Genomic DNA, 22053 nt, shown 5'->3' with positions numbered 1-22053 from the left:
TCCTCAAGTCACTCTTTGTGAAAAAAGAGTGTTGCAGGTAAAAATGAAAAATTGAATTTTTGAGCACAGTATTTGCAAAATGCTATCTTTACTAGCGATTTACTGCAGATGATGAACAAAAATTTATTTTACGTTTTTTTATGTGGATCTGGAGTGTTACTGTTGTTATCGTGCGGACATAAAAAGAAGCACACGGCCCCAAAGCAAAAACAAATTGTAGCAAACGTCAGACAACTGGATGAGGTGGTAAAAGAAGGAATCACCGAGCGTCTGTCCCTTATCTCCGACAATGAAGGATACCTGGAAGATAGTATCCCGGCTTTCAGACCCAAAGCCCTGGAAGAATTTTACCAGCAACATGAAAATGCCGCCGAATGGTCTGACCACGGCAAGCTGCATCCCCTGGCGGATTCCATGATGTATTATATCAGGAATGCGTACGACATCGGGCTGCCGCCGTCCCGTTACCATGCCACGGCGTTGAATGCCGCCATTGAGCAATTGCAGCAGGATGCTACTGCCAAAAAAGATGCGGCATTATGGGCGAAAGTAGATATCCTGCTTTCCGACGCATTTATGAAAATGACTTCCGACCTGCACTACGGCGCAGGCCCGAGGGATAGTATCACCCTCCGTCCGGATTCAGTTTTTACGGACGATTTCCTGAAGGAAAAATTACGCAAAACATTACAGGATGGCAATATCAGCGCTGCTTTCGAAGGGCTGGAACCTACCCACGAAGGGTACGTTGCCCTGAAGGAAGCCATCCGCAATTTCCGGGAAAAGTACACGAACGTGACCTGGGATACGCTGCCATCCAACTATACGGATACCCTGCTGTTCCGGCAGCTGCTGGCCAACAGGCTGGTACAGGGCGGTTACCTCGATACCGCCGGCGTAGAAGTGGTGGATACCGTGATGCTGAAATCCGCCGTGAAGAAATTTCAGAATGAATTCAATATTTACCCGGATGGAGTTGCCGGCAAACGGACCATCGCCGCGCTGAACAGGCCTGCGGAAGACTGGGTATTGCAGGCAGGCATCAATATGGACCGCTGGCGTAAGCTGCCGGATACCATGCCGCGGGAGTATATCATGGTGAATGTGCCGGGTTATACTTTGAGGGTGGTAGACAGCGGGGTGGTGATGCTGGAATCCCGCGTTATTGTGGGCGCTCCGCGTACGCGCACGCCGGTGCTGAATTCTTACATGAGTAACTTCATGCTGTTTCCCTACTGGCGGGTACCCTACAGTATTGTGTTTAAGGAGATGCTGCCGGCGATTCAGCGGAATGTAGGTTACCTGGCCTCCAAAAACCTGGAAGTAATTGACAAGGACGGGAATGCCGTGGACCCGCATACCATTGATTGGAGTAAGCTGAGTAAAAACCACTTCCCGTATGTGCTCCGGCAGATGGATGGATTAGACAACTCCCTGGGGATTATGAAATTTAACTTCCGGAATAAATACAGTGTGTACCTGCATGATACCAACAACAGGGGGCTGTTCAAAAATTCCATGCGCGCCATGAGCCATGGCTGCGTGCGTGTGCAGCAGTGGGATAGCCTCTCGCAATACCTGGTACGCATGGATACCGCCACCCACAAGGGGGATAGCATCCGCGCCTGGATTGAACGGGGGGAGAAGAAACAAGTGGACCTGACGAGGAGGATTCCTATTTACCTGCGGTACTTTACTGCGGAAGGTAAGGATGGGAAACTGATTTTCTTTGAAGATATTTATGCGGAGGATAAGGTATTGAGAAAATCGCTGCAATGATAGTTGGAGAAAGGTGCTCACTTCACCAGCGTCACCGTCCCTTTTAACACCCGCTCCTGCCCCTGCAGGTTTTTATACCGTATAAGATATACATATGCGCCAATATCCTGCATCGTACCATTAATACAACCATCCCAGCCCATCAGCGGGTTATTGGTAGTGAATATTTCCTGGCCCCACCGGTTGTAGATACTGAAGCGCAGGAGCTGTTGCCCGTGGTAATTAATGATACGGAATACATCGTTCTTACCATCGCCGTTAGGCGTAAACGCGCTGGGCACAAAGAGTTCGGCCGAGCAGGCGATCACCCGCATCTGCGTGGCGTCGGAGCCGCAACTGTTGGTTACGCGCACGGCATACATCCCTTCCCGGGTCACGGTCATATAGGGCGCCGTGCTACCGTCCTGCCAAACGTAGGTCAGGAACCCGGCGCCGGGCGTTAGTACGAGCGTGCGGCCGGCGATCAGGCAGGAATCGCTGCCAAGACTGATTTTGGGCGGGGAAACACGGCGTAGCGTAGTGCTGTAAATACTATCGCAACCCTTTACTGTACGAAATTTAACGACGTAGTTTCCCGGTGTATTTACCCGTCTGCCATCTTCCAAAGTATAATAATCTGTTTCGCAGAACGTAGCTTCCTTATGGAAGTTATAGGCGGGATGTACGCGCAGCGTGGTAGTGATCACGCTATCGCAGCCCTGGTAGCTCCGCAGTACGCTCGTATAAACGCCGGCGGTACGCACGCTGCGCTGATCCGGCAATACATAACTTTCTTTTTCGCAGATATCAGCTTCCACGCTGGCATGCGCGTCAATGACGTTGACGGTGGTGGCGATGATGCTGTCGCATTGATAAAAAACAGTTTTCAGGTAGGCGGTGTACACACCGCTTTGGCTTACAGTACGGCCGTCCGGTAGGGTATAGCTGATGCCTTTACAGATATTTACCATTTTGCTGAGCGTATAGTCCGGCAGGTAGGAGATACGGGTGGTGATAATGCTGTCGCACCCATACAGGGAAGTAAAGGTGCTGGTATAGTTGCCGCTGGCGCTCGCCAGCCGGCCGTCGGGCAGGACAATGGCGGAACCCCGGCAAATGCTGGTATCTACAGTAATGTGGTAAGGTTGGTTGACTACGATGGTGGTGGTAATCACACTGTCGCAGCCGTACGTGTTTTGGAGGGTAGTCCTGTAAGTGCCGGCGCTACCGGTGATCGTACCATCCGGCAGCGTATAGCTGTTACCGTTACAAATATGGATTATGTGGGGAGATGTATTGGTTTCACGGAGCGTGACCACGCGGGTGAACGTTACCGGCGTGTTGCATATGCCGGTGGCCACAGCCGTAACGGTATAGCTACCGGGCTGCAGGTAGTGATGCGAGGCGGTGAGGCCGGTGGACTGCTGGCCGTCCCCGAAATCCCAGTGGATAGCGGTTGCAGCGGCGCCGCCTCCCAGGGAGAAGCTGGCGTTGCTGTTGATGCAGGTGTCCTTTACATCAATGAAGTAATTATTCGTTTGTGCGACCACGTTAGTAACAACGGTACTGTCGCACCCGGTATAACGGGTTTTTAACAGGGAGGTATATACGCCCGGTTGCCTTACCATACGGCCATCCGGAAGGGTAACGATTTCGTTGTTACAGATGCTCCGCGTTTCGGTGATATGGTACGCCGGCAGTACGGTGAGCCGGGTAGTGATGATACTGTCGCACCCGAACAGGGAAGTTAGTTTGGTGGTATAATCCCCGCTGGTATTTACGACCTGGTTGTCCGGCAGCTGATAACTGCCGCCCGGGCAAATGGCGGCGTCAATGGTGATATGATAGCTGCCGTTTAAGGTGATGGTGGTGATGATGGTACTGTCGTTATTACAACCATCGTTCCGTTTGAGCGTGGTGGTATAAGTGCCGGCAGCGGCGGTAGTACTGCCGTCCGGCAGCGTATAGGCGCCACCGTTACAAATCATTATTTCCCTGCGCGTGGTAATGGGCCCGTTTACCTGAAACGTAAGCTGCGTGGCGCCTGTTACGCAGGGGCCTGTGTAATTCGCCCTGACGGTATAGGCGCCTGGGGCGGCATATTGATGGGTAACGGTAAGCCCCGTGGCGGTAGCGCCATCGCCGAAGTCCCACGTGATACCGGTAATATTTTCCGTTGATTTTAAAGTAAAGGTCGTGGCTTTACCCACACAGGTATCGGTGGCTTTAATAGTATAAGGCGCATACACGTAATCATTCATGACTGTGGGTAGGCCCAGTAAGGACTGGCCTGGATAAAGGTTTATGCCCATAGACGTAAGTTGCGCGCCCGGCCCCCTTACGTTGGGATTCGTGATAGCGTGCAGGGTGGGATAGCCGACGTTATAGGAGCTTTCCATGGCGAGGTAAATTTTACCGTCCGGCGCCAGTTGCAATGCGCCAAATGCGGTGCCCGAGCTGGAAAGGGTGATTGCGGAGGCGTTGATATCCGCTGCAGTCAGGTCATATTGTATCAGGTAGCTGGGGGAAGCGGTGGTAGAGAGGTAGAGCAGCTTGCTATCCGGCGAATATTCGATGCCATAGCCCATGGCAAGATTGCCGAGTTGGGCGATGGGGTTGCCTATGGCGCCGGTTTGGTTATTGAACGGAAATATTTCGGCAAAGGAGGAGCCGGGGCCGTTGGGAGAATCTCCCCGTACATGCGTCAGCAGTTTGCCATTGGGGGATACCTTGATATACCCGACGGTTTCCCAGGCCACAATGTCGTTACTGATGGGCGTACCTACGGAATAGATGGCAGGGGCGGAGAGGCCGGCGGCGCTGAGCAGGAAAACGTAAAAGTCGTTGCTGTTGCGGGCCGGGGTGATCACCCAGAAGTCGGTATTATTACAATGTTTGGTAACCATTAGTTTTTCCGTGCTAAGCGCAGTACTCATCATGGCCACGTTTTTATTGGCTGCTTCCACATCGCCGTAGCCGTTGTTGAGGGTCATATCGATAATGGAATAGTTAACTCCTTCGGATACAGCGGTGGTAAACAGGTAGTATTTTCCCGGGTGGCCGGGCCAGGGTACGGCAATGACGGACTGGCTGGCGGAGTAGTTGCCGCGGAGGTTGTAGCCGTTGGGCATAACCTGGTGGCGGGCGTCGTAAATGACCGTACCGTCGGAATACAGCAGCAGGCGCCCGTTGGCGTCGCAGAGGGAGGTAACGCCTTCGCGGGTGTTGATCCTGCCATCAGACAGCACTGTGGGAGGGGAGGTATTGAAATCGATCCCGGCATATATGCCGAAGTACCAGATATTGCCTTCTTTTTGGGCAAACAGGCTAAACGGGTGTAGTACTAAGAAAAGAAGTATGGTTAGTACAGGTCTGATCGTCGGCATTTTTTGCGGTATAGTCCGGGTATATACCTGCAATAATATAGGAAAAAAAGTGAATTAATGGGGGGAGCCGGGGGTAAAAAAGGAAAGTCCCGGGTAGCGCATTGCTATCCGGGACTTTATATAAATAAGGTCCGTGGAACGAACTTATCTTGGTTATTTACCCAGTTTCACTTTCAGGTTTTGATCCAGTGCTTCCAGGAATTCTTCGGTGTACAGGTAATCTTTACCGTGTTCTACTTTGTTGCCGTGGATACAAACAGCGAGGTCTTTGGTCATTTTGCCGCTTTCAACGGTTTCGATGCAAACCTGTTCCAGCGCGTGGCAGAAGTTGATCAGTTCCTGGTTGTTATCCAGTTTACCACGGAATTCCAGACCGCGGGTCCATGCGAAGATGGAAGCGATTGGGTTGGTGGAAGTTGGTTTACCAGCCTGGTGATCGCGGTAGTGGCGGGTTACGGTACCGTGCGCCGCTTCTGCTTCCATGGTTTTACCATCAGGAGTAACCAGGGTGGAAGTCATCAGACCGAGGGAACCGAAGCCTTGTGCAACGGTGTCAGACTGTACGTCGCCATCGTAGTTTTTACAAGCCCAAACAAAGTTACCGTTCCATTTCAGCGCGGAGGCAACCATGTCGTCGATCAGGCGGTGTTCGTACACCAGGCCGTGTTTATCGAATTCAGCTTTGAATTCGTTCTGATAGATTTCTTCGAAGATATCTTTGAAGCGGCCATCGTATTTTTTCAGGATGGTATTTTTGGTGCTGAGGTACAGCGGCCATTTTTTCATCAGGGCCTGGTTGAAGCAGGAGCGTGCAAAACCTTTGATGGATTCGTCGGTGTTGTACATTGCCAGCGCAACGCCATCGCCTTTGAAGTTGTACACTTCAAATTCCTGTGTTTCGCCGTTTTCGCCTTCGAATTTAATGGTCAGTTTACCTTTTCCTTTGGTAACGAAATCGGTTGCACGGTATTGGTCGCCAAATGCGTGACGGCCGATGCAGATAGGAGCAGTCCAGTTAGGCACCAGGCGCGGAACGTTTTTCATTACGATTGGCTCGCGGAATACTGTACCGTCCAGGATGTTGCGGATAGTACCGTTAGGGGACTTCCACATTTGTTTCAGGTTGAATTCTTTTACGCGTGCTTCGTCAGGGGTGATGGTAGCGCATTTGATACCTACGCCCACTTCTTTGATTGCGTTGGCTGCATCGATAGTAACCTGGTCGTTAGTAGCATCACGATGCTCCATGCCGAGGTCAAAATATTTGATTTCAACATCCAGGTATGGAAGTATCAGTTTGTCCTTAATGAATTTCCAGATGATTCGTGTCATCTCATCTCCATCCAGCTCAACTACCGGATTAGCAACTTTAATTTTTTCTGCCATTTCGGGTTTTTTTAAAAAATTAGATTAAAAATCTATCACAACAACTTTCAAGCAAAGTCCCTGTTTAGGGATAATCACGAAAAATACGACAATTTTTATTTCTGCAAAATTTTTTGTGTAAGATTTACATAAATTGTTACAGCCTGGCGGATCTGCGTTAAAATAATAAAGCCCCGGCCTTATGGCCAGGGCTTTATCGTAGCTATATAAAATAAACTATTAATGCATCTGTTTGATCACTTCGTCAGCAAACTCAGAAGTTTTCACCAGCGTAGCATCATCCATCAGGTTGTAGAAGTCGATAGTAACGCGTTTGCGGGCGATCGCGGTGCTGAGGCCGTCTACGATGATCTTCGCTGCTTCTTTCCAGCCCATGTATTCCAGCATCATCACACCGGAGAGGATCACGGAGGATGGGTTCATGGTGTTGGTGTTGGCGAAGCGTGGCGCTGTACCGTGGGTTGCTTCGAACACGGCGTGGCCGGTTTTGTAGTTGATGTTACCACCCGGAGCGATACCGATACCGCCTACGGCTGCTGCCAGCGCGTCGGAGATGTAGTCGCCGTTCAGGTTGAGGGTAGCTACTACGGAGTAATCCTGCGGAGCGAGGAGGATTTGCTGGAGGAAGTTATCCGCGATCACATCTTTGATCAGCAGTTTACCTTCGGCGAGGGCTACTTTCAGGGATTTGTTAGCTGCTTCTTCGCCTTCGTCCTTCTTCACTTTTTCCCAGGTTTCCCAGGTATAAACTTTATCACCGAATTCTCTTTCAGCCAGGGCATAACCCCAGTTTTTGAAACCGCCTTCGGTAAATTTCATGATGTTTCCTTTGTGGACAATGGTAACAGAAGGACGTTTGTGTTCGAGCGCATACAGGATAGCCGCGCGAACCAGTCTTTCCGTACCTTCTACAGATACAGGTTTGATGCCCAGGGAAGAGGATTCAGGGAAGCGGATTTTTTTAACTCCCATTTCGTTCTGCAGGAAGTTGAGCAGTTTTTCACATTCAGGCGTACCTGTCATGTATTCGATACCGGCATAGATATCTTCAGTGTTTTCACGGAAGATCACCATGTCTACTTTCTCAGGATGTTTCACAGGAGAAGGTACTTTGTTGAACCAGCGAACTGGTCTAACGCAGGCATACAGGTCAAGTTCCTGGCGCATAGCCACGTTCAGGGAACGGATGCCGCCACCAACCGGTGTGGATAATGGGCCTTTTATGGATACCAGGTACTCTTTCAGAGCATCCAAAGTAGCTTTCGGCAGCCATTCGCCGGTTTCCTGGAAGGCTTTCTCTCCGGCCAGTACTTCTTTCCATTCAATTTTCCGCTCAGCCCCATAAGCTTTTTCAACAGCGGCGTCAAACACGCGCACACTCGCTTTCCAAATGTCCGGACCGATGCCGTCGCCTATAATAAAGGGGATGATTGGGTGGGTAGGGACCTGTAACAGTCCATTGTTCATCGTTATTTTTTCTCCCGGCATAAAACAGTTTCTTTATGCGTTACGTAATTGTTGTAATCGGGTGCAAAGGTAGGCATTTTGAGCCGAAAAGCGGGGCTGTTTTTGATAGAATTAACTTAAAAACTGATGCTGTATATAACTTTTTGCTTATGTTAGGATTAATCCTATTTTGCTGCCTGTTTTCAAGCATCCATACCAATCAACCATTTATGAATTTATCTTATCTCGCGCTGGGCGACAGCTATACCGTCGGGGAATGCGTGCCTGCCGCCGAATGCTTCCCGGCCCTGACCGTAGCGCAATTACGGGCCGCAGGAGTTGCCATCGACGAGCCCCGTATCATCGCCGTTACCGGCTGGACGACGGACGAACTGCAGGCCGGCATCCAACAGGCAGGAATACAGGGAAACCAGTATGATTTCGTGAGTTTACTGATAGGCGTGAATAACCAGTACCGTGGCCGTAGTGTGGAAGAATACAAAACCCAGTTCACCGGCTTATTGGAGCAGGCCATCGGTTTTTGTAAAAAAGGCGCCGCGCAGGTAGTGGTGCTGTCCATCCCCGACTGGGGAGTAACGCCGTTTGCGGCGGACAGGGACGCCGCTCAAATTGCGCGGGAAATAGATCTTTACAACAGCTGCAATAAAGCCATAGCCGCGCAATACCACGTGCGCTATGTGGATATTACCCCTTTCACCCGGGAAGCGAAATCGGACCCTTCGTTACTTGCCTCCGATGGATTGCATCCTTCCGGTAAAGATTACAGCAGATGGGCGGCTTTACTCTCTCCCCTGTTTAAGGAAATGATTTCAGGAAAACAGCCCTGAAAGGCGGAATTTTTGCTAATTTCAGTATAAATACCTTATCCAAAACCCATTCTGTCAAATGGAAAGCCATATAGTTAAAATACTGTCTGTCACACCTGTTACACATGACGTTAAACGCTTTAAGGTAGCTAAACCCCATGGCTATACGTTTATTCCGGGGCAGGCCACGGAAGTTGCCGTCAATAAGCCCGGCTGGCAGCACCACAAACGGCCGTTTACCTTTACCAGCCTCAATGAATGGGATCACCTGGAGTTCACCATAAAAATCTACCGGGAACGCAATGGCGTAACCGACCAGCTGGGGCAATGCCTCCCCGGCGATGAACTGGTGCTGCATGACGTTTGGGGCGCCATTCATTACAAAGGCCCCGGCGTTTTCCTGGCAGGCGGCGCCGGCGTAACGCCCTTTATCGCCATCTTCCGGCAGCTGGAAAAGGACGGGTTGCTGGCGGGCAATACCCTGATATGCTCCAATAAAACCGCAAAGGATATTATCCTGAAAGAGGAATTTGAAAAGATGCTGGGGTCTCGCTTCATTAATACCCTCACCCAGGAAGCCAATCCCGCCTACGACCACCACAAGATTGACGAGGCTTACCTGAAAGAGAAAATCACTGATTTCAACCAGCAGTTCTATATCTGCGGTCCGGACCCCATGGTGGCCGACCTGAAAGCGCTGCTTACCCGTTTGGCCGGCGATGAAGCCCTGGTGACCATAGAACTGTAGCGTGGCCTGTTGGCGCTGGTGCGGGAAGGGTATGGGGAGCGGCAGGAATGGCTGTTGGTTCTGCCAGCGAAGACCATCGGGAGGAGATCCGGTAATGGCTGCTGTTTCCACCCGCAAAAACCACCCCCACCATCCCACTAAACACCGGTGAGTCCGGACTAGCCAAATGAGGATCATTTTCACCGGTAATTTCATGGCTTTTACCGGTAAACCACTCTGATTGACCTAAGCGGTATTGATACAGGAATAGCGGCGACCTATTTTTGTATCATAAAATTTCACACATGGCAAACACAGTCACAGTATCCAATAAATCCGGGAAAGGCAGCAGCTCCGTAGGAGGCGTTTTCCTGGCTATTCTCGGTGTGGGCCTCCTGTTGCACATCCTGCATGTGGATGCACACCTGGGCATTCCCCACTGGATCCATTCCTGGCAGCTGATACTGATGGTGATCGGTTTGCTGGTAGGTATGAGGAGAAACTTCCGGGGAACCGGCTGGGCGATCATGATGGGTATAGGCGCTTTCTTCTTTATAAAGGATATCCTGCACGTATCGTTTTATATGGACCGCTTTTTTGGTCCGGTAGGACTGATTATCCTGGGCGTAGTGTTAATCTCCCGCAGGGCAACCGCCAGGAAAAGAGGATAAACGCTGTACACCGGTGAAATTGCCACCATTAAAATTTTTAAAATCATTCAAATGTCAAGTTCAGAAACTGAAATAAAAAAATCCAGGAGAGGAGGAAGCGCTGTCGGAGGCGTTGTGCTGATCCTCGTTGGCGTGGGACTGTTGTTGAAGCGGTTGGACCTGGATCTGCCCTACTGGCTGTTTTCCTGGCAGATGCTGCTGATCGTGATCGGGTTGCTGGTAGGTATCAAACATGAGTTCAGGGGCGGCGGCTGGCTGGCTATGCTGATAGTGGGCGGCGTGTTCCTCGCCGGGGAAATCATGCAGTGGCCGTATAATACGGCACGCTTCATCTGGCCGGTAGTGCTGATTGCAGTAGGTATCGTCATCATGCTGAAACGCTCGGAGGACTGGGGGCATAACTGCAAATCGAACTGGCGGGCCACCGGCGGGCACGACGGCTGGCGGCGCGATGAAACACATGGCTGGGTAGCGCCGGAAGATTATAACGCGGAAAATTATTCTGACGACCGGATCAATGCCACCGCCATCTTTGGCAGCGTAAATAAACTGGTGTTGTCCAAAGACTTCAAGGGCGGTTACGTAAGCGCCATCTTCGGCGGGGGCGAACTGAACTTCTCCCAGGCTGATATCAAGGATACCGCCGTGCTGGATGTAACAGCCATCTTCGGAGGTTGCGAGATTGTGGTGCCTTCCAACTGGAATGTGCGGATTGATGTAACCACTATCCTCGGCGGCGTGGATGACAAGCGTAACCCGGAACTGATGCGGGCCACCACCGGCGAAAAAACGCTGATCATCAAAGGTAGCTGCATCTTCGGCGGAGTGGAAATTAAGAGCTATATATAAGTTGAAATGTCCATCCCGTTAACCCCCAATTTTTTGAAAAACTAATTCTAATCCTGTAAAATCATCGTATATGCATTGGTTTGTTGCGAAAGTCGTTTACCAGATCATCTGTGGAGATGGCAACCATACACCGCAGTTTGATGAACAAATACGCCTGATCAGCGCCGTGACTAAAAAAGACGCACTGGCAAAAGCTCACGAAATAGGCATCCAGGAGCAATATGCTTTTAAAAATCACCAGCAGGAAATGGTACAATGGAAGTTTATCAATGTTCCTGAAATATATACGCTCGATCAGCTGACAGACGGTATGGAACTCTATTCCCGCATCGAAGAGCCGGGAGATCCAAAGTCTTATGTAGCATGGCTGCAAACAAAATCAGCACAGTTACAGGAACAACCTGTAGCTGAACTTCAATAACTTAAACAATAGCGTGGCTAAAAGCATTTATACTGGTCCTGCCGGCAGGGTATTCACCGCTACATTTGCGATTGCATTTGTCGTTTATACCTTCCTGTTATGGCAATGGTTCGACTTCCCCTTCTGGCAGTCAGTTACAGATAGTTCGGTGCATATCTGCCTGCTGGGCTCTGTATGTTTGCTGATCAGCAGTAACCTGGCGTATTACCGTCCCAACCGCGGCCTCGTGCAGTTTATGTATGTAAGCGTGGTGAGTTGCGCGATGACCTTCCTCTGGGTGGCCGCCTCGCAATGGATCCTGCACAAAACCTTCGCGGGCGACGGTTTTTACCTGTTATGGCTTACCAAAGGGATACCTATTTATTGTATCGTTGGATGGCTGATCATCACCGGCATCGGGTTCCGCAGCATTATGCTGTACGATATGGAAGACCAGCGGGCCGAGCTGCAACGCAAAGAGGACACGGAGAAGATCGTCCGGGAAGCGGAACTCTTCAAGCTCCGGCAACAACTGCAACCGCACTTCCTCTTCAACAGTCTCAACTCGATCAATGCATTGATTATGCTGCGGCCGCAACAGGCAAGGGAAATGGTGCTGAAGCTCTCGGATTTCCTCCGGGGCTCCATCAAGCGGGAGGATGACCAGTGGATTTCCCTGACGGAAGAACTGCAATACCTGGGCCTGTACCTGGACATAGAAAAAGTGCGCTTCGGTCACCGGCTGACCACCAACGTATCGCATGACGACGGCGCTGAAAAAATGTTTATGCCGCCCATGCTCCTGCAGCCCGTTGTGGAAAATGCCATTAAATTCGGGCTGTACGATACCATCGGCGAAATTGCCATCAACATCAGGGCCTGGGCCAAAGAAAACATGCTGTACCTGGAAGTCCAGAACCCATTCGATACCGAATTACAAACGCCGAAAAAAGGAACGGGCTTTGGCCTTTCCTCCATCAGGCGCAGGCTGTACCTGCTCTTCGCGCGGCAGGACCTGCTCGAAACTTCGGTGGACGGAAATATTTATACAACACTAATTAAAGTACCTCAGACACATGATAAAAGCAGTAATAATTGATGATGAGCCACTGGCCAGGGAAGTAGTAAAAGAGTACCTGCTCTCGTATCCGCAGGTACAGGTACTGCAGGAGTGTAATGATGGTTTTGAAGGACTGAAAGCAATCCAGCAACACCAGCCGGATATCATTTTCCTTGATATACAAATGCCGAAAATCACCGGTTTTGAAATGCTGGAATTGGTTGAAAATATGCCGGCGGTAATTTTTACAACGGCCTTTGAAGAGCATGCTATCAGGGCGTTTGAGGTGAACGCGGCAGATTACCTGCTGAAGCCCTTTTCCAAAGAGCGGTTCGATAAAGCCCTGCAAAAATGGCTGGAACTGAAAGCCGCCATGGCTGCGCCGGCGCCTGCTCCGGATACCAGCGCCCTGCTGGATGCCGCGGCCACATCGCCGGTGCAAAGCAATCGAGTAGTGGTGAAGATCAACGGCAAAATCAAAATCATCCCCGTGCATGACATCCATTACCTGGAAGCGGCGGATGACTACGTAAAAATCGTTACGCAGGAAGGCGCTTTCCTGAAGAACAAAACTATGTCCTTCTTTGAGCAAACGCTGGACGCGCAGCAGTTTACCCGCGTGCACCGGTCCTATATCCTGAACATCAACCAGGTGAGCAGGATCGATCCTTACGAAAAAGAAAACCACCTGGCCATCCTGAAAAGCGGGGCTAAGGTATTGGTGAGTAAAACAGGTTACCCACGGCTGAAAGCCGCGCTGGGTTTATAATACATCCACCGGCGTCTGAACTTTTCCCATCGCTGCCCCGGGAAAGGACGGGAAGAGTCAGGCGCCGGCAAATAACCTTTCCAGTTTATCCTTCTTTAATATTTTCTGTACCTGCCTGCCGGAAGCAATGAGCCGGTTGCCCACTGTGGCCGTATAAGTGCAGGTAACCGTGTGGTGCAGTATGCTTTCAATGGTAGCGGTAAATAATACGGTACTGCCATTCAGCGCAGGGGCATGATGTTCTACACTCAGTGCCGCCCCGATGCCTTCTTCCTCTTCCTCCTTCATATCCAGTACAAACAGCCGGCAGCACCATTCCGCATCCCTTGCCAGCGCAAAGGTGGCGTACACGGGGTGTACGGGGCCGGTATCGAAGGCCGCACAGTCGGCCGTGGTCACGGTGCGTTCAAACGTTTTGGTATCCCCTGGTTGAAATAGCTGTCGCATACGCTGATTATTGTACCACCAGGACGGGCACTTTTACCTTGTGCCTTACCTGGTTGGCGGTTTCGCCGTAAATAATATCTTTCAGTCCTTTGTGGCCATGGCCGCCCAGCACGAGGAAATCCGCTTTTTCTTCCGAAACGATGCGGGCAATTTCATTGGAGCGCCTGCGGAAGCCGAGTACGCCCCTGGCCTTGATGTTCCTCGATTTCAGCAGGGCTACGTAGGTATCCAGCTGCTCCTGGTCCTTGCGGGTTTCCAGGTCATCCGAATCTTTTCCGAAATACTTAGCCGACGCACTTTCCACGATGTGGATCAGGATGTACTCCGTATGTGCGTTACCGTGAGCGATGGCATTGCGGATGATCTGCTCGTCGAATTTGCCGAATTCCAGGGCCATGGCGATGCGGTGATACACCGGTTCATCCAGTTCTCCCAGGCTCACCTGCGCCTTGTGGATATTAGGATTATCGGGCGTTTCAGGGTGTTTACGGAAAATGGGGTAGATGATCGTAAACCCGAGCAGCACAAGAAAACCGAGGCCCGCCAGGATAATGATTGCATCCATGAGGTTATTATTATGGGTGGAGATGTAATCGCGGGCTTCTTCAAAAACCATACGTGCATTCAGGTACACCAGCACGGCGGCAATCACCCAGCTAACTACTTTCGTAGGCGCTTTAATGGCGTAGTCACCCATGGTATGCTTGTCGCTCACAAAGTGAATCAGCGGTATGATAGCAAACCCCAGCTGCATACTGAGCAGCACCTGGCTGAATACCAGCAGGGAGCCTACTTCCTGGTCGCCCGCAATAATGATGACGAGCAATGCCGGGATAATGGCCAGCAGTCGCGTAATCAGCCGGCGCAGCCAGGGATTGATACGCAGGTGCAGGTAGCCTTCCATTACAATTTGCCCCGCGAGGGTGCCGGTAACGGTGGAGCTTTGCCCCGCTGCGATCAATGCTACGGCAAAGAGGATAGGGGCCAGTTTGGTGCCCAGTAATTTTTCCAGCAGTTCATGCGCGTCCTGTATCTCTGCGATGTGCGTGCGGCCGGTGTTATAGAACACTGCGGCGGCGAGGATCAGGATGGCGGCATTGACGAAGAAGGCGAGGTTCAGGGCCACTGCGCTGTCGATAAAGTTGAGTTTGATGGACTGGCGGATGCCTTTATCGTCCCGCTTGATCTTACGGGTTTGCACCAGCGCTGAGTGCAGGTAGAGGTTATGTGGCATTACCGTCGCCCCGATGATACCGATAGCGAGGTACAGGGCGGTGTTATCCGGAATGCGGGGGATGAAGCCGGTGACTACCTCGCTCATTTTGGGTTTGGCGAGAATCAATTCTATCAGGAAGGAAGTGCCCACAATGGCTACCAGGGCTACAATGAAGGCTTCCATTTTCCGCATGCCAAAGCGTTGGAGCACCAGGAGCAGGAAGGTATCCAGTACCGTGAGGCTGACGCCCCATATTAAAGGCAGGCCGGTGAGGAGTTGGATACCGATGGCCATACCGAGTACTTCGGCGAGGTCCGTAGCGGCGATGGCTATTTCGGCAAGGATGTAGAGGATGAAGTTAACAGCGGGAGGGTAGGTTTCGCGGTTGGCCTGGGCGAGGTCGCGCCCGCGGACGATGCCGAGCCGCGCGCTGAGGCTTTGCAGCAGCAGGGCCATGATATTACTCATGAGCAGTACCCATAGTAACGTATAGCCGTACTTGCTGCCTCCTGCCAGGTCCGTGGCCCAGTTGCCGGGGTCCATATAGCCTACGCTTACGAGGTAGGCCGGCCCGAAGAAGGCGAAAATTTTCTTCCATTTTGATTTACTGCCGGTGTCTATACTTTCATGTACTTCACTTAATGACGGTCCCATATAGGTTAGTGTTATAGCGGTCTGACCATTATATTTTTAGCCACCTGTTCACTGATGGTGATGGCTGGTTGATGCTTTACTTTTATTTCTATCGAGTTATCGAATTCGTAGTGGGCGATGATTTCCAGCTGGGTGCCGAGCTTAATGCTTTTGGCGTTGAGGAATGCCAGCAGTGCGGACGACTGGTCGCTCACTGCGGTGACCACCAGGCGGCGGGCATTGGCCTGGTCCAGCGATGTTTGCGGGCGTGGCTTGGCCATGCGGCCGTTGGCGTCCGGGATGGGATCGCCATGGGGGTCTATCACGGGGTTGCCGAGGAATTCGCTCAGGCGGCTGATCAGCTTCTCGCTGCGGACGTGCTCCAGTTCTTCCGCCAGTTCGTGCACCTCTTCCCAGGAGAAGGAGAGCTTATCCACGAGGAAGCATTCCCAGAGGCGGTGCCTTCTTACCACCTGTAAGGCGGTTTTACGGCCTTCGGGGGAGAGGGTGATGCCCTGGTATTTTTCGTAGGAGATGAGTTTTTTCTCTTTTAATTTCTTGGCCATATCCGTTACAGAGGCTGGTTTGGTTTCCAGCTCATAGGCCAGGGCGTTAGTGGTAACGGCCTGTTCCCCTTCCTGCAGCTTGTAAATGGCTTTGATATAATTCTCTTCCGCAACTGATAAATTCATACAACCTAAATTATTATTTAGACAAACTTAAATAATTTTCCTGAACTTTTCTGTATCCGGTATGTTTTTTGATTTTGGAGCCGCACATATAAAAATTTAGTTTAACTTTTCGCCCAAGAATTTAAATCTACTAATGAAGCGTTACCTGTTATTATTACTGGCTATAGGTGTTTTGGCTGCCTGTAAGACAAAGAAAAATTCCGGCCGTGGCGGCGATGAGCCGATGACCCGGGAGGGCTTCCGGGAATTGTTTCCGGCGGCTGCATTGCCATACAAGTTAGTGTCAGATTCCCTGCAACTGAAGCTGGCGGATTCGCTGGCGCTCGACACGGCCGACATCAACCGTTTTCTGACGGATACGCTGACTAAAGGGGACTTCCCCAAGAACGAGAAAGTGCGTTTCTGGCCGCTGCAGCGGATGGAAGGCAACCCCGTGAACTACATGGTAGTTAAAGCGGTTGGCCGTTCCGGGACAGTAGCTTATCTCTGTTTTATGGAGAAGAAAAAAGGCCTCTTCCTCAAACGGCTTCGTGTAGCCGACGCAGGTAGGAACGGGGTATTTTCCTCCTTCCAGATTGACAGCAGAAATGTTTTAAAGCTCACAACGGAAGCGCAGCACGGGCCGGTGCGGGATATGCAGCGGGAGGACTTCTTCAGCGTTAATGCGGACGGGTCCACTACGCTGATCATGACCAATACGGCTAACCTGTCCGTACCCGGGCAGATTTTTAATCCGCTGGATACCTTGCCGCGCAAGCACCGCTTTTCCGGCGACTACACCAGCGGGGATATGAGCCTGGTATCTATCCGCGACGGGGAGGATGCGAAATCATTTCAGTTCTTTATTACCTTCTCGAAGGACAATGGTAAGTGCAAAGGCGAAGTGAGCGGGGTTGGCCAGTATGTAGGCGGCAACAGGGGCGAGTTCCGGGATAAGGAAACCTCCTGCGGTATTTCCTTCCAGTTTTCCTCCGGCAGGGTAAGCATCCGGGAGATTGGCGGCTGTGGCGCCTACCGCGGTATCAAGTGTTTCTTTGAAGGGAATTTTGTGAAGAAGGCAGAGAAGAAAAAGAAGAAATAATTGTGCAGAAAAACTGACAAGTTGTATAAAAACTAATGGGGATTAGGATTGATGTAATATCAATCCTAATTTTTTTCATACTAATTATAATCCTTATCTGTAAAGGATTTGAAGCTCATTTAAGTAGATGTGACCGTAAACTTTTAATCGTTTTTTCTAAAATTTATTTGGTAGAATAAAAATAGATTATACCTTTGCAATCCCATCGAACGAAAGGTTAGATGGATACAACGAAAGAATGGGAGTTTAGCTCAGCTGGTTCAGAGCATCTGCCTTACAAGCAGAGGGTCGGCGGTTCGAACCCGTCAACTCCCACTTCAATAACATACTGGAAAAGATCTTTCATGGGAGTTTAGCTCAGCTGGTTCAGAGCATCTGCCTTACAAGCAGAGGGTCGGCGGTTCGAACCCGTCAACTCCCACCAACAGAAAGACCTGTGGCAACCACGGGTCTTTTTTTATCGACATTTAATTTTCCATCAGGGGAGTTTAGCTCAGCTGGTTCAGAGCATCTGCCTTACAAGCAGAGGGTCGGCGGTTCGAACCCGTCAACTCCCACATAACAGAAAGACCTGTGCATTGCACGGGTCTTTTTTATTTAATGCACTGCCCTGATGAAAGGGAGTTTTCAAAGCCGGAAAATTTATATCTTCAGGCTGCTAACCTATACCCATGGAAAAATTACTCACCTTTAAGCGGTTCCATACCGCCGAACAAGCCGCGGAAATAGTATCGATTTTGCAGGGGCATCAAATACCCGTTACCTATGAAGAGGAAGTAGTATTGGTAGACAGCGTGTACATAGGGCAGAACTTTGATCAGCGGCATCTTGTAAAGATCCCGTCGGAGGATTTTACCCGGGCGGACGCCCTGCTGAAAAGCCTGATCACCGTTTCGCCGGAGGAGGTGGAACCGGATTATTACCTGCTCTCCTTTACGCGGGAAGAGTTACAGGACGTAATCGCAAAGAAGGATGAATGGGGGGATTTTGATTACGCGCTGGCGCTTCGCCTCCTGGAAAAGCAGGGGATTACTTATACGCCGGAACAATTGCATCTCTTCAATAACAACCGCATAAACTCCCTGTCGCAACCGCAGGAACTGCCCGGCCATCTGGCGCTGATCGGCTACCTGTCTCCATTGATCCTTTTTGTGCCCTTGCCTTTTGTGGGGATATTGAGTTGCCTGGGGATATTCATCGGCGCTTTTGTGCGGTTGACCAAAAAAACACTCCCCGATGGCGCCAGAGTGCTGGCCTTTTCCGCTGCATCACGGGCGCAGGGGCTGCGAATAATCGTGGCAAATGTGGGATTGTTTATCATTTGCGGGATAATACTGTTCAGGCGTTTAAACCAGGGCAACTAAATATTGGCCGCATGGCATAAAAAAGAGGGTATCCCGCGTCAAACGGAGATACCCTCTTTCTTTTTTGCAGTTATTTTATTTCTTTGGTTTAAAGATCCTCTTCACCGCTTTACCCAGCTTGTTCAGGTTAGCCAGTTGTTCCTGGATCGGCGCCAGGGTAAGGTCTTCCGGCTGAATACCTGCTTCCACATAGTCTACCGCTATTTGTTCCGGGTAGAGCAGGATCACGTTGTTATCCCTGAAATGGCGCTCTATTTTACCGGGTATATTTTCCATGTAGGCATGGTAGGAGAGGGTTCCTTTCCGTGCGGTAACTACCGCTACGAGGTCGTTCCGGCTCACTTCCCGGCTGATGGCAAGGAAGTCTTCCGTACCATCGTAGTGCCGGAATTGAATCTCCATGCTCATCTTGGTTTGCACGATATAGCCTTCGATGATGCTTTGGGTAGATTGCGCGCAGAACACTACCAGCTTGGCGCCGGCCTGTTTGGCGAGCATCAGCATTTTTTGGAGGTAATGGAGGAAGCCCTGTTCATACTCCGCATTTTTAGGCAGGGCCAGCACCATTTTTTTGGTGGTATTCAGCGGGTAGAGGAAGCGGCATACATACACTGTTTCCCAAACGCTTTGGAGTACGTTATCCAGGGTACTGCCGAAGAAGGAACCGAGGAAACGGTCGGTGGCGCTGGTTTTGTCCGTCCACCCGAGTATAACATCGCTCACCATCAGCTCCGTGGCTGCGCGGGAAATCCCGTCTGAAATATTGAGATCGATGCGTGTGACCACCTGCAGCTGGCTTTCTGTAGCGGCTGCATGGATGATGGCTTTTTCCATCATCTTGTTGCTGGCGTGGATACTCTCCCTGGCAGCGCTGTTATCCTGCACAATCGCAAGGGGATATATCGGCGTATTGGCTTTCGGATCCTTGATCATCACGGCGAAATCGAGCAGCGCTTCGATACGGTCCGGATGCGCCACGGGAATGAGTATGCGTTCCGGCTGATCGGGCAGTTCCGGCTTGGCGGTAGATTCTTCAATCGCCATTTTACGGCCGGCATTTTCCGTTACAAACGAGCCTACAAGGCAGGTAACAAGTATGAGTATCACCGTTCCGTTGAGGACGTTCTCATCCACAATATGCATGTTAAAACCGATGAGAATCACGGCGATGGTAGCGGCGGCATGGGAGCTGCTCAACCCGAATATTACCCGGCGCTGCGTAGGCGTGTAGCGGAATACCAGCTGGGTAAACCATGCTGCCAGCCATTTGCTGCTGAGCGCCATCAGGGTGAGCGCGCCGGCGATGATGAGCGCCTGCGGCCCTTTGAGCAGCACTTTTAAATCTACCAGCATACCCACGCTGATGAGGAAGAAAGGTATAAAAAGGGCGTTGCCCACAAATTCTATTCTGTTCATCAGGGGAGAGGTATGCGGTATCAGCTGGTTAAGTGCCAGGCCTGCGAGGAATGCCCCGATAATACCTTCCACCCCGGCCAGTTCCGCCAGAAATGCCGACAGGAACACGAGCGCCATTACGAATATGAAATGGGAGGTTTTGTCGTCCTTGATTTTCTTAAAAAACCAGCGGCCCAGCATAGGCATCAGCCAGAGGATAATGGTGGCAAAAACAGCCAGGGATATGGCGAGCCGTACCCAGAATTCCGTATTCAGGTTGCCGGCTTCGGCGCCGGTAATCACGGCAAGGATCACCAGTACGGCGGTATCGGTGATGATGGTACCGCCCACGGCTACCGTTACGGCTTCGTTTTTCGTAATGCCGAGGCGACTGGCCAGCGGATAAGCCACCAGCGTATGGGTGGCAAACATGCTGGAAATAAGCAGCGTAGCCATGAAATTAAAATGGAGTACGTAGGTACATACCAGGTAGCCCATGACCAGCGGAATGAAAAAGGTAAACGCCCCGAAAACCATACTCCGGTAGCGGTTTTTACGGAACTCATTCATGTCCAGCTCCAGCCCGGCGAGGAACATGATGTACAGTAAACCTGCCTTCCCGAATAAATCAATGCTGCCTTTTTCTATGATCTTAAATCCATGGTCGCCTATCAGCATGCCGGCAATAATAAGCCCTATAATACTGGGTATTCGGAACTTTCTCAGGATGATAGGGGCCAGCAATATGATAAATAATACCAGTGAAAAAATAGGGATGGGATCTTTCAGTGGTAAGGAGAAATTCATTAATAAAACCAGGCTGTACTTCATAAAACCAATTTTTAGGGATGTGCGGAAAAAATAACCTGCTATCAGGGGTGATTTTCAGTCATTATAAACCGTCATCAGGATTATCATTACTCAATAGTGGATAAATTAACGAATATTCCGCGTAATTTTGCATAAAGCTTTCTTTAACAATGATGGAACACACTAATACTGAAGTAATTACAGAGGAACAGGAGGATGTCCTGGTAGCGGAAGATGAACAATTTCCCTTTAATCTGGTGGTGTGGAACGACGATGTAAATACCTTCGACTGGGTGATTGCTTCCCTGATCGAAGTGTGTGGCCATACGCATGAGCAGGCGGAGCAATGCGCGCTGATCATCCATTTTAACGGTAAATACGCCGTAAAGCAGGGGGAATACAGGAAACTGCGCCCGCTTTGTGAAGCCCTGCTGGAAAGAGGTTTAAGTGCAACTATAGAAGAATCCGTTAACCAATAGCATGATCTTCCGTCTTTCAAAGGAACTGATATTTCCGGATGTGAATTTTGCAGAGCCTGACGGATTACTGGCCGTAGGGGGAGATCTGAAGCCTGAAAGACTGATCCTGGCTTACCAATCCGGGATATTTCCCTGGTTTAACGAGCCGCCTATACTCTGGTGGAGCCCCGACCCCCGTTTTGTACTGTTCCCCGACAACCTGAAAGTTTCTGCCAGCATGAAGCAGGTCCTCAAGAAACAGACTTTCCGCATTACCTATAACCAAAACTTCGAAGGAGTGATCCGCAACTGCCGTAAAATTGAACGGGCAGGGCAGGATGGCACCTGGATCACCGGCGAGATGGAAGCGGCCTATAAACGCCTCCATGAGCTGAAAATAGCCATGTCCGTAGAGGCCTGGCAGGGCGATGAACTGGTAGGCGGCCTCTATGGTATCCGGCTGGGCCGCGCCTTCTTTGGGGAATCCATGTTCGCCAAAGTAAGCAATGCCTCCAAAGCGGCGTTTATCACCTTTGTGCAGGAGCACCGCCAGGAGTTGGGTATGATCGACTGCCAGGTGGAAACGGATCACCTCCGCTCCCTGGGGGCGGATTTTATTCCCCGCCGCGAATTCCTGCGATTACTGGAGACCCTGGAAGTTTCGTAACTTGCTGCTGT

The 22053-nt window shown here is 50.7% G+C and carries 19 protein-coding genes and 3 tRNA genes; 15 read left to right on the top strand and 7 right to left on the bottom strand.

The window, feature by feature from the left end:
* The first annotated feature begins 243 nt into the window (after positions 1-243).
* Positions 244-1779, top strand: a complete 1536-nt coding sequence (locus tag BOC67_RS21410) for a L,D-transpeptidase family protein (RefSeq protein ID WP_291913436.1) — start codon at positions 244-246, stop codon at positions 1777-1779.
* Between the two features lie 17 nt (positions 1780-1796).
* On the opposite strand, the gene BOC67_RS21405 is transcribed toward BOC67_RS21410, so the two are convergent.
* From BOC67_RS21405 to icd, 3 genes are all read right to left on the bottom strand, one after another.
* A complete protein-coding gene (locus tag BOC67_RS21405) occupies positions 1797-5144 on the bottom strand; it encodes a PKD domain-containing protein (protein ID WP_291913434.1) in 3348 nt (1115 codons plus the stop codon).
* 153 nt (positions 5145-5297) lie between these two features.
* A complete protein-coding gene (locus BOC67_RS21400) occupies positions 5298-6530 on the bottom strand; it encodes an NADP-dependent isocitrate dehydrogenase (protein WP_291913432.1) in 1233 nt (410 codons plus the stop codon).
* Between the two features lie 219 nt (positions 6531-6749).
* Positions 6750-8018 carry an NADP-dependent isocitrate dehydrogenase gene (gene icd, locus BOC67_RS21395; protein ID WP_291913430.1) on the bottom strand — a complete coding sequence of 423 codons (1269 nt, stop codon included), beginning with the start codon at positions 8016-8018 and terminating at the stop codon, positions 6750-6752.
* Positions 8019-8206: 188 nt separating this feature from the next.
* Between icd and BOC67_RS21390 the strand changes: the two genes are divergently transcribed.
* From BOC67_RS21390 to BOC67_RS21360, 7 genes are all read left to right on the top strand, one after another.
* Positions 8207-8824: an SGNH/GDSL hydrolase family protein gene (locus BOC67_RS21390; protein ID WP_291913428.1), complete on the top strand. Its 618-nt coding sequence runs from the start codon at positions 8207-8209 to the stop codon at positions 8822-8824.
* Between the two features lie 58 nt (positions 8825-8882).
* The gene (locus BOC67_RS21385; RefSeq protein ID WP_291913426.1) at positions 8883-9551 is read left to right on the top strand and encodes an FAD-binding oxidoreductase; all 669 of its coding nucleotides are present in this window, start codon (positions 8883-8885) and stop codon (positions 9549-9551) included.
* Between the two features lie 284 nt (positions 9552-9835).
* Positions 9836-10201, top strand: a complete 366-nt coding sequence (locus BOC67_RS21380) for a hypothetical protein (RefSeq protein ID WP_291913424.1) — start codon at positions 9836-9838, stop codon at positions 10199-10201.
* Positions 10202-10252: 51 nt separating this feature from the next.
* The gene (locus BOC67_RS21375; RefSeq protein ID WP_291913423.1) at positions 10253-11050 is read left to right on the top strand and encodes a DUF5668 domain-containing protein; all 798 of its coding nucleotides are present in this window, start codon (positions 10253-10255) and stop codon (positions 11048-11050) included.
* Between the two features lie 70 nt (positions 11051-11120).
* Positions 11121-11471, top strand: a complete 351-nt coding sequence (locus tag BOC67_RS21370; RefSeq protein ID WP_291913421.1) for a DUF4288 domain-containing protein — start codon at positions 11121-11123, stop codon at positions 11469-11471.
* Positions 11472-11484: 13 nt separating this feature from the next.
* Positions 11485-12549: a sensor histidine kinase gene (locus BOC67_RS21365; RefSeq protein ID WP_291913418.1), complete on the top strand. Its 1065-nt coding sequence runs from the start codon at positions 11485-11487 to the stop codon at positions 12547-12549.
* Positions 12527-13279 carry a LytTR family transcriptional regulator DNA-binding domain-containing protein gene (locus BOC67_RS21360; protein WP_291913416.1) on the top strand — a complete coding sequence of 251 codons (753 nt, stop codon included), beginning with the start codon at positions 12527-12529 and terminating at the stop codon, positions 13277-13279. The genes BOC67_RS21365 and BOC67_RS21360 overlap by 23 nt, the downstream gene beginning before the upstream one ends.
* Before the next feature lie 57 nt (positions 13280-13336).
* On the opposite strand, the gene BOC67_RS21355 is transcribed toward BOC67_RS21360, so the two are convergent.
* The 3 genes from BOC67_RS21355 to BOC67_RS21345 are packed head-to-tail and all read right to left on the bottom strand — an operon-like array spanning position 13337 to position 16267.
* On the bottom strand, positions 13337-13726 hold the full coding sequence (locus BOC67_RS21355) for a hypothetical protein (RefSeq protein ID WP_291913414.1): 390 nt from the start codon (positions 13724-13726) through the stop codon (positions 13337-13339).
* 7 nt (positions 13727-13733) lie between these two features.
* A complete protein-coding gene (locus BOC67_RS21350; RefSeq protein WP_291913412.1) occupies positions 13734-15596 on the bottom strand; it encodes an Nramp family divalent metal transporter in 1863 nt (620 codons plus the stop codon).
* Positions 15597-15607: 11 nt separating this feature from the next.
* Positions 15608-16267 carry a metal-dependent transcriptional regulator gene (locus tag BOC67_RS21345; RefSeq protein WP_291913410.1) on the bottom strand — a complete coding sequence of 220 codons (660 nt, stop codon included), beginning with the start codon at positions 16265-16267 and terminating at the stop codon, positions 15608-15610.
* Between the two features lie 133 nt (positions 16268-16400).
* Here BOC67_RS21345 and BOC67_RS21340 point away from each other — a divergent pair, with 133 nt between their 5' ends.
* The 5 genes from BOC67_RS21340 (at position 16401) to BOC67_RS21320 (ending at position 18712) form a co-directional block, all read left to right on the top strand.
* A complete protein-coding gene (locus tag BOC67_RS21340) occupies positions 16401-17348 on the top strand; it encodes a hypothetical protein (protein ID WP_291913409.1) in 948 nt (315 codons plus the stop codon).
* A 240-nt stretch (positions 17349-17588) separates the two neighbouring features.
* Positions 17589-17663 (top strand) — tRNA-Val (locus BOC67_RS21335).
* 31 nt (positions 17664-17694) lie between these two features.
* Positions 17695-17772, top strand: a tRNA-Val gene (locus BOC67_RS21330).
* Positions 17773-17830: 58 nt separating this feature from the next.
* A tRNA-Val gene (locus BOC67_RS21325) sits at positions 17831-17905 on the top strand.
* A gap of 114 nt (positions 17906-18019) precedes the next feature.
* On the top strand, positions 18020-18712 hold the full coding sequence (locus BOC67_RS21320; RefSeq protein WP_291913406.1) for a hypothetical protein: 693 nt from the start codon (positions 18020-18022) through the stop codon (positions 18710-18712).
* Positions 18713-18787: 75 nt separating this feature from the next.
* On the opposite strand, the gene BOC67_RS21315 is transcribed toward BOC67_RS21320, so the two are convergent.
* A complete protein-coding gene (locus BOC67_RS21315; protein ID WP_291913404.1) occupies positions 18788-20938 on the bottom strand; it encodes a cation:proton antiporter in 2151 nt (716 codons plus the stop codon).
* 149 nt (positions 20939-21087) lie between these two features.
* On the opposite strand from BOC67_RS21315, the gene BOC67_RS21310 reads away from it, so the two are divergent.
* Positions 21088-21396 (top strand): ATP-dependent Clp protease adaptor ClpS, encoded by a 309-nt coding sequence (locus BOC67_RS21310; protein ID WP_245805596.1) that lies wholly within the window; start codon positions 21088-21090, stop codon positions 21394-21396.
* 1 nt (position 21397) lies between these two features.
* Positions 21398-22042: a leucyl/phenylalanyl-tRNA--protein transferase gene (aat, locus tag BOC67_RS21305; protein WP_291913399.1), complete on the top strand. Its 645-nt coding sequence runs from the start codon at positions 21398-21400 to the stop codon at positions 22040-22042.
* Positions 22043-22053 lie beyond the last annotated feature (11 nt).

Origin of the sequence: Chitinophaga sp. CB10 (assembly GCA_001870995.2) — a bacterium.
Taxonomy (GTDB): domain Bacteria; phylum Bacteroidota; class Bacteroidia; order Chitinophagales; family Chitinophagaceae; genus Chitinophaga.
This window is presented reverse-complemented; position numbering and strand designations above follow the sequence as displayed.

Coding starts and splice junctions, on each gene's coding strand:
- BOC67_RS21405 (WP_291913434.1), bottom strand. CDS start 5,144: ATGCCGACGATCAGACCTGTACTAACCATACTTCTTTTCTTAGTACTA.
- BOC67_RS21400 (WP_291913432.1), bottom strand. CDS start 6,530: ATGGCAGAAAAAATTAAAGTTGCTAATCCGGTAGTTGAGCTGGATGGA.
- icd (WP_291913430.1), bottom strand. CDS start 8,018: ATGCCGGGAGAAAAAATAACGATGAACAATGGACTGTTACAGGTCCCT.
- BOC67_RS21390 (WP_291913428.1), top strand. CDS start 8,207: ATGAATTTATCTTATCTCGCGCTGGGCGACAGCTATACCGTCGGGGAA.
- BOC67_RS21385 (WP_291913426.1), top strand. CDS start 8,883: ATGGAAAGCCATATAGTTAAAATACTGTCTGTCACACCTGTTACACAT.
- BOC67_RS21380 (WP_291913424.1), top strand. CDS start 9,836: ATGGCAAACACAGTCACAGTATCCAATAAATCCGGGAAAGGCAGCAGC.
- BOC67_RS21375 (WP_291913423.1), top strand. CDS start 10,253: ATGTCAAGTTCAGAAACTGAAATAAAAAAATCCAGGAGAGGAGGAAGC.
- BOC67_RS21370 (WP_291913421.1), top strand. CDS start 11,121: ATGCATTGGTTTGTTGCGAAAGTCGTTTACCAGATCATCTGTGGAGAT.
- BOC67_RS21360 (WP_291913416.1), top strand. CDS start 12,527: ATGATAAAAGCAGTAATAATTGATGATGAGCCACTGGCCAGGGAAGTA.
- BOC67_RS21355 (WP_291913414.1), bottom strand. CDS start 13,726: ATGCGACAGCTATTTCAACCAGGGGATACCAAAACGTTTGAACGCACC.
- BOC67_RS21350 (WP_291913412.1), bottom strand. CDS start 15,596: ATGGGACCGTCATTAAGTGAAGTACATGAAAGTATAGACACCGGCAGT.
- BOC67_RS21345 (WP_291913410.1), bottom strand. CDS start 16,267: ATGAATTTATCAGTTGCGGAAGAGAATTATATCAAAGCCATTTACAAG.
- BOC67_RS21340 (WP_291913409.1), top strand. CDS start 16,401: ATGAAGCGTTACCTGTTATTATTACTGGCTATAGGTGTTTTGGCTGCC.
- BOC67_RS21320 (WP_291913406.1), top strand. CDS start 18,020: ATGGAAAAATTACTCACCTTTAAGCGGTTCCATACCGCCGAACAAGCC.
- BOC67_RS21315 (WP_291913404.1), bottom strand. CDS start 20,938: ATGAAGTACAGCCTGGTTTTATTAATGAATTTCTCCTTACCACTGAAA.
- BOC67_RS21310 (WP_245805596.1), top strand. CDS start 21,088: ATGATGGAACACACTAATACTGAAGTAATTACAGAGGAACAGGAGGAT.
- aat (WP_291913399.1), top strand. CDS start 21,398: ATGATCTTCCGTCTTTCAAAGGAACTGATATTTCCGGATGTGAATTTT.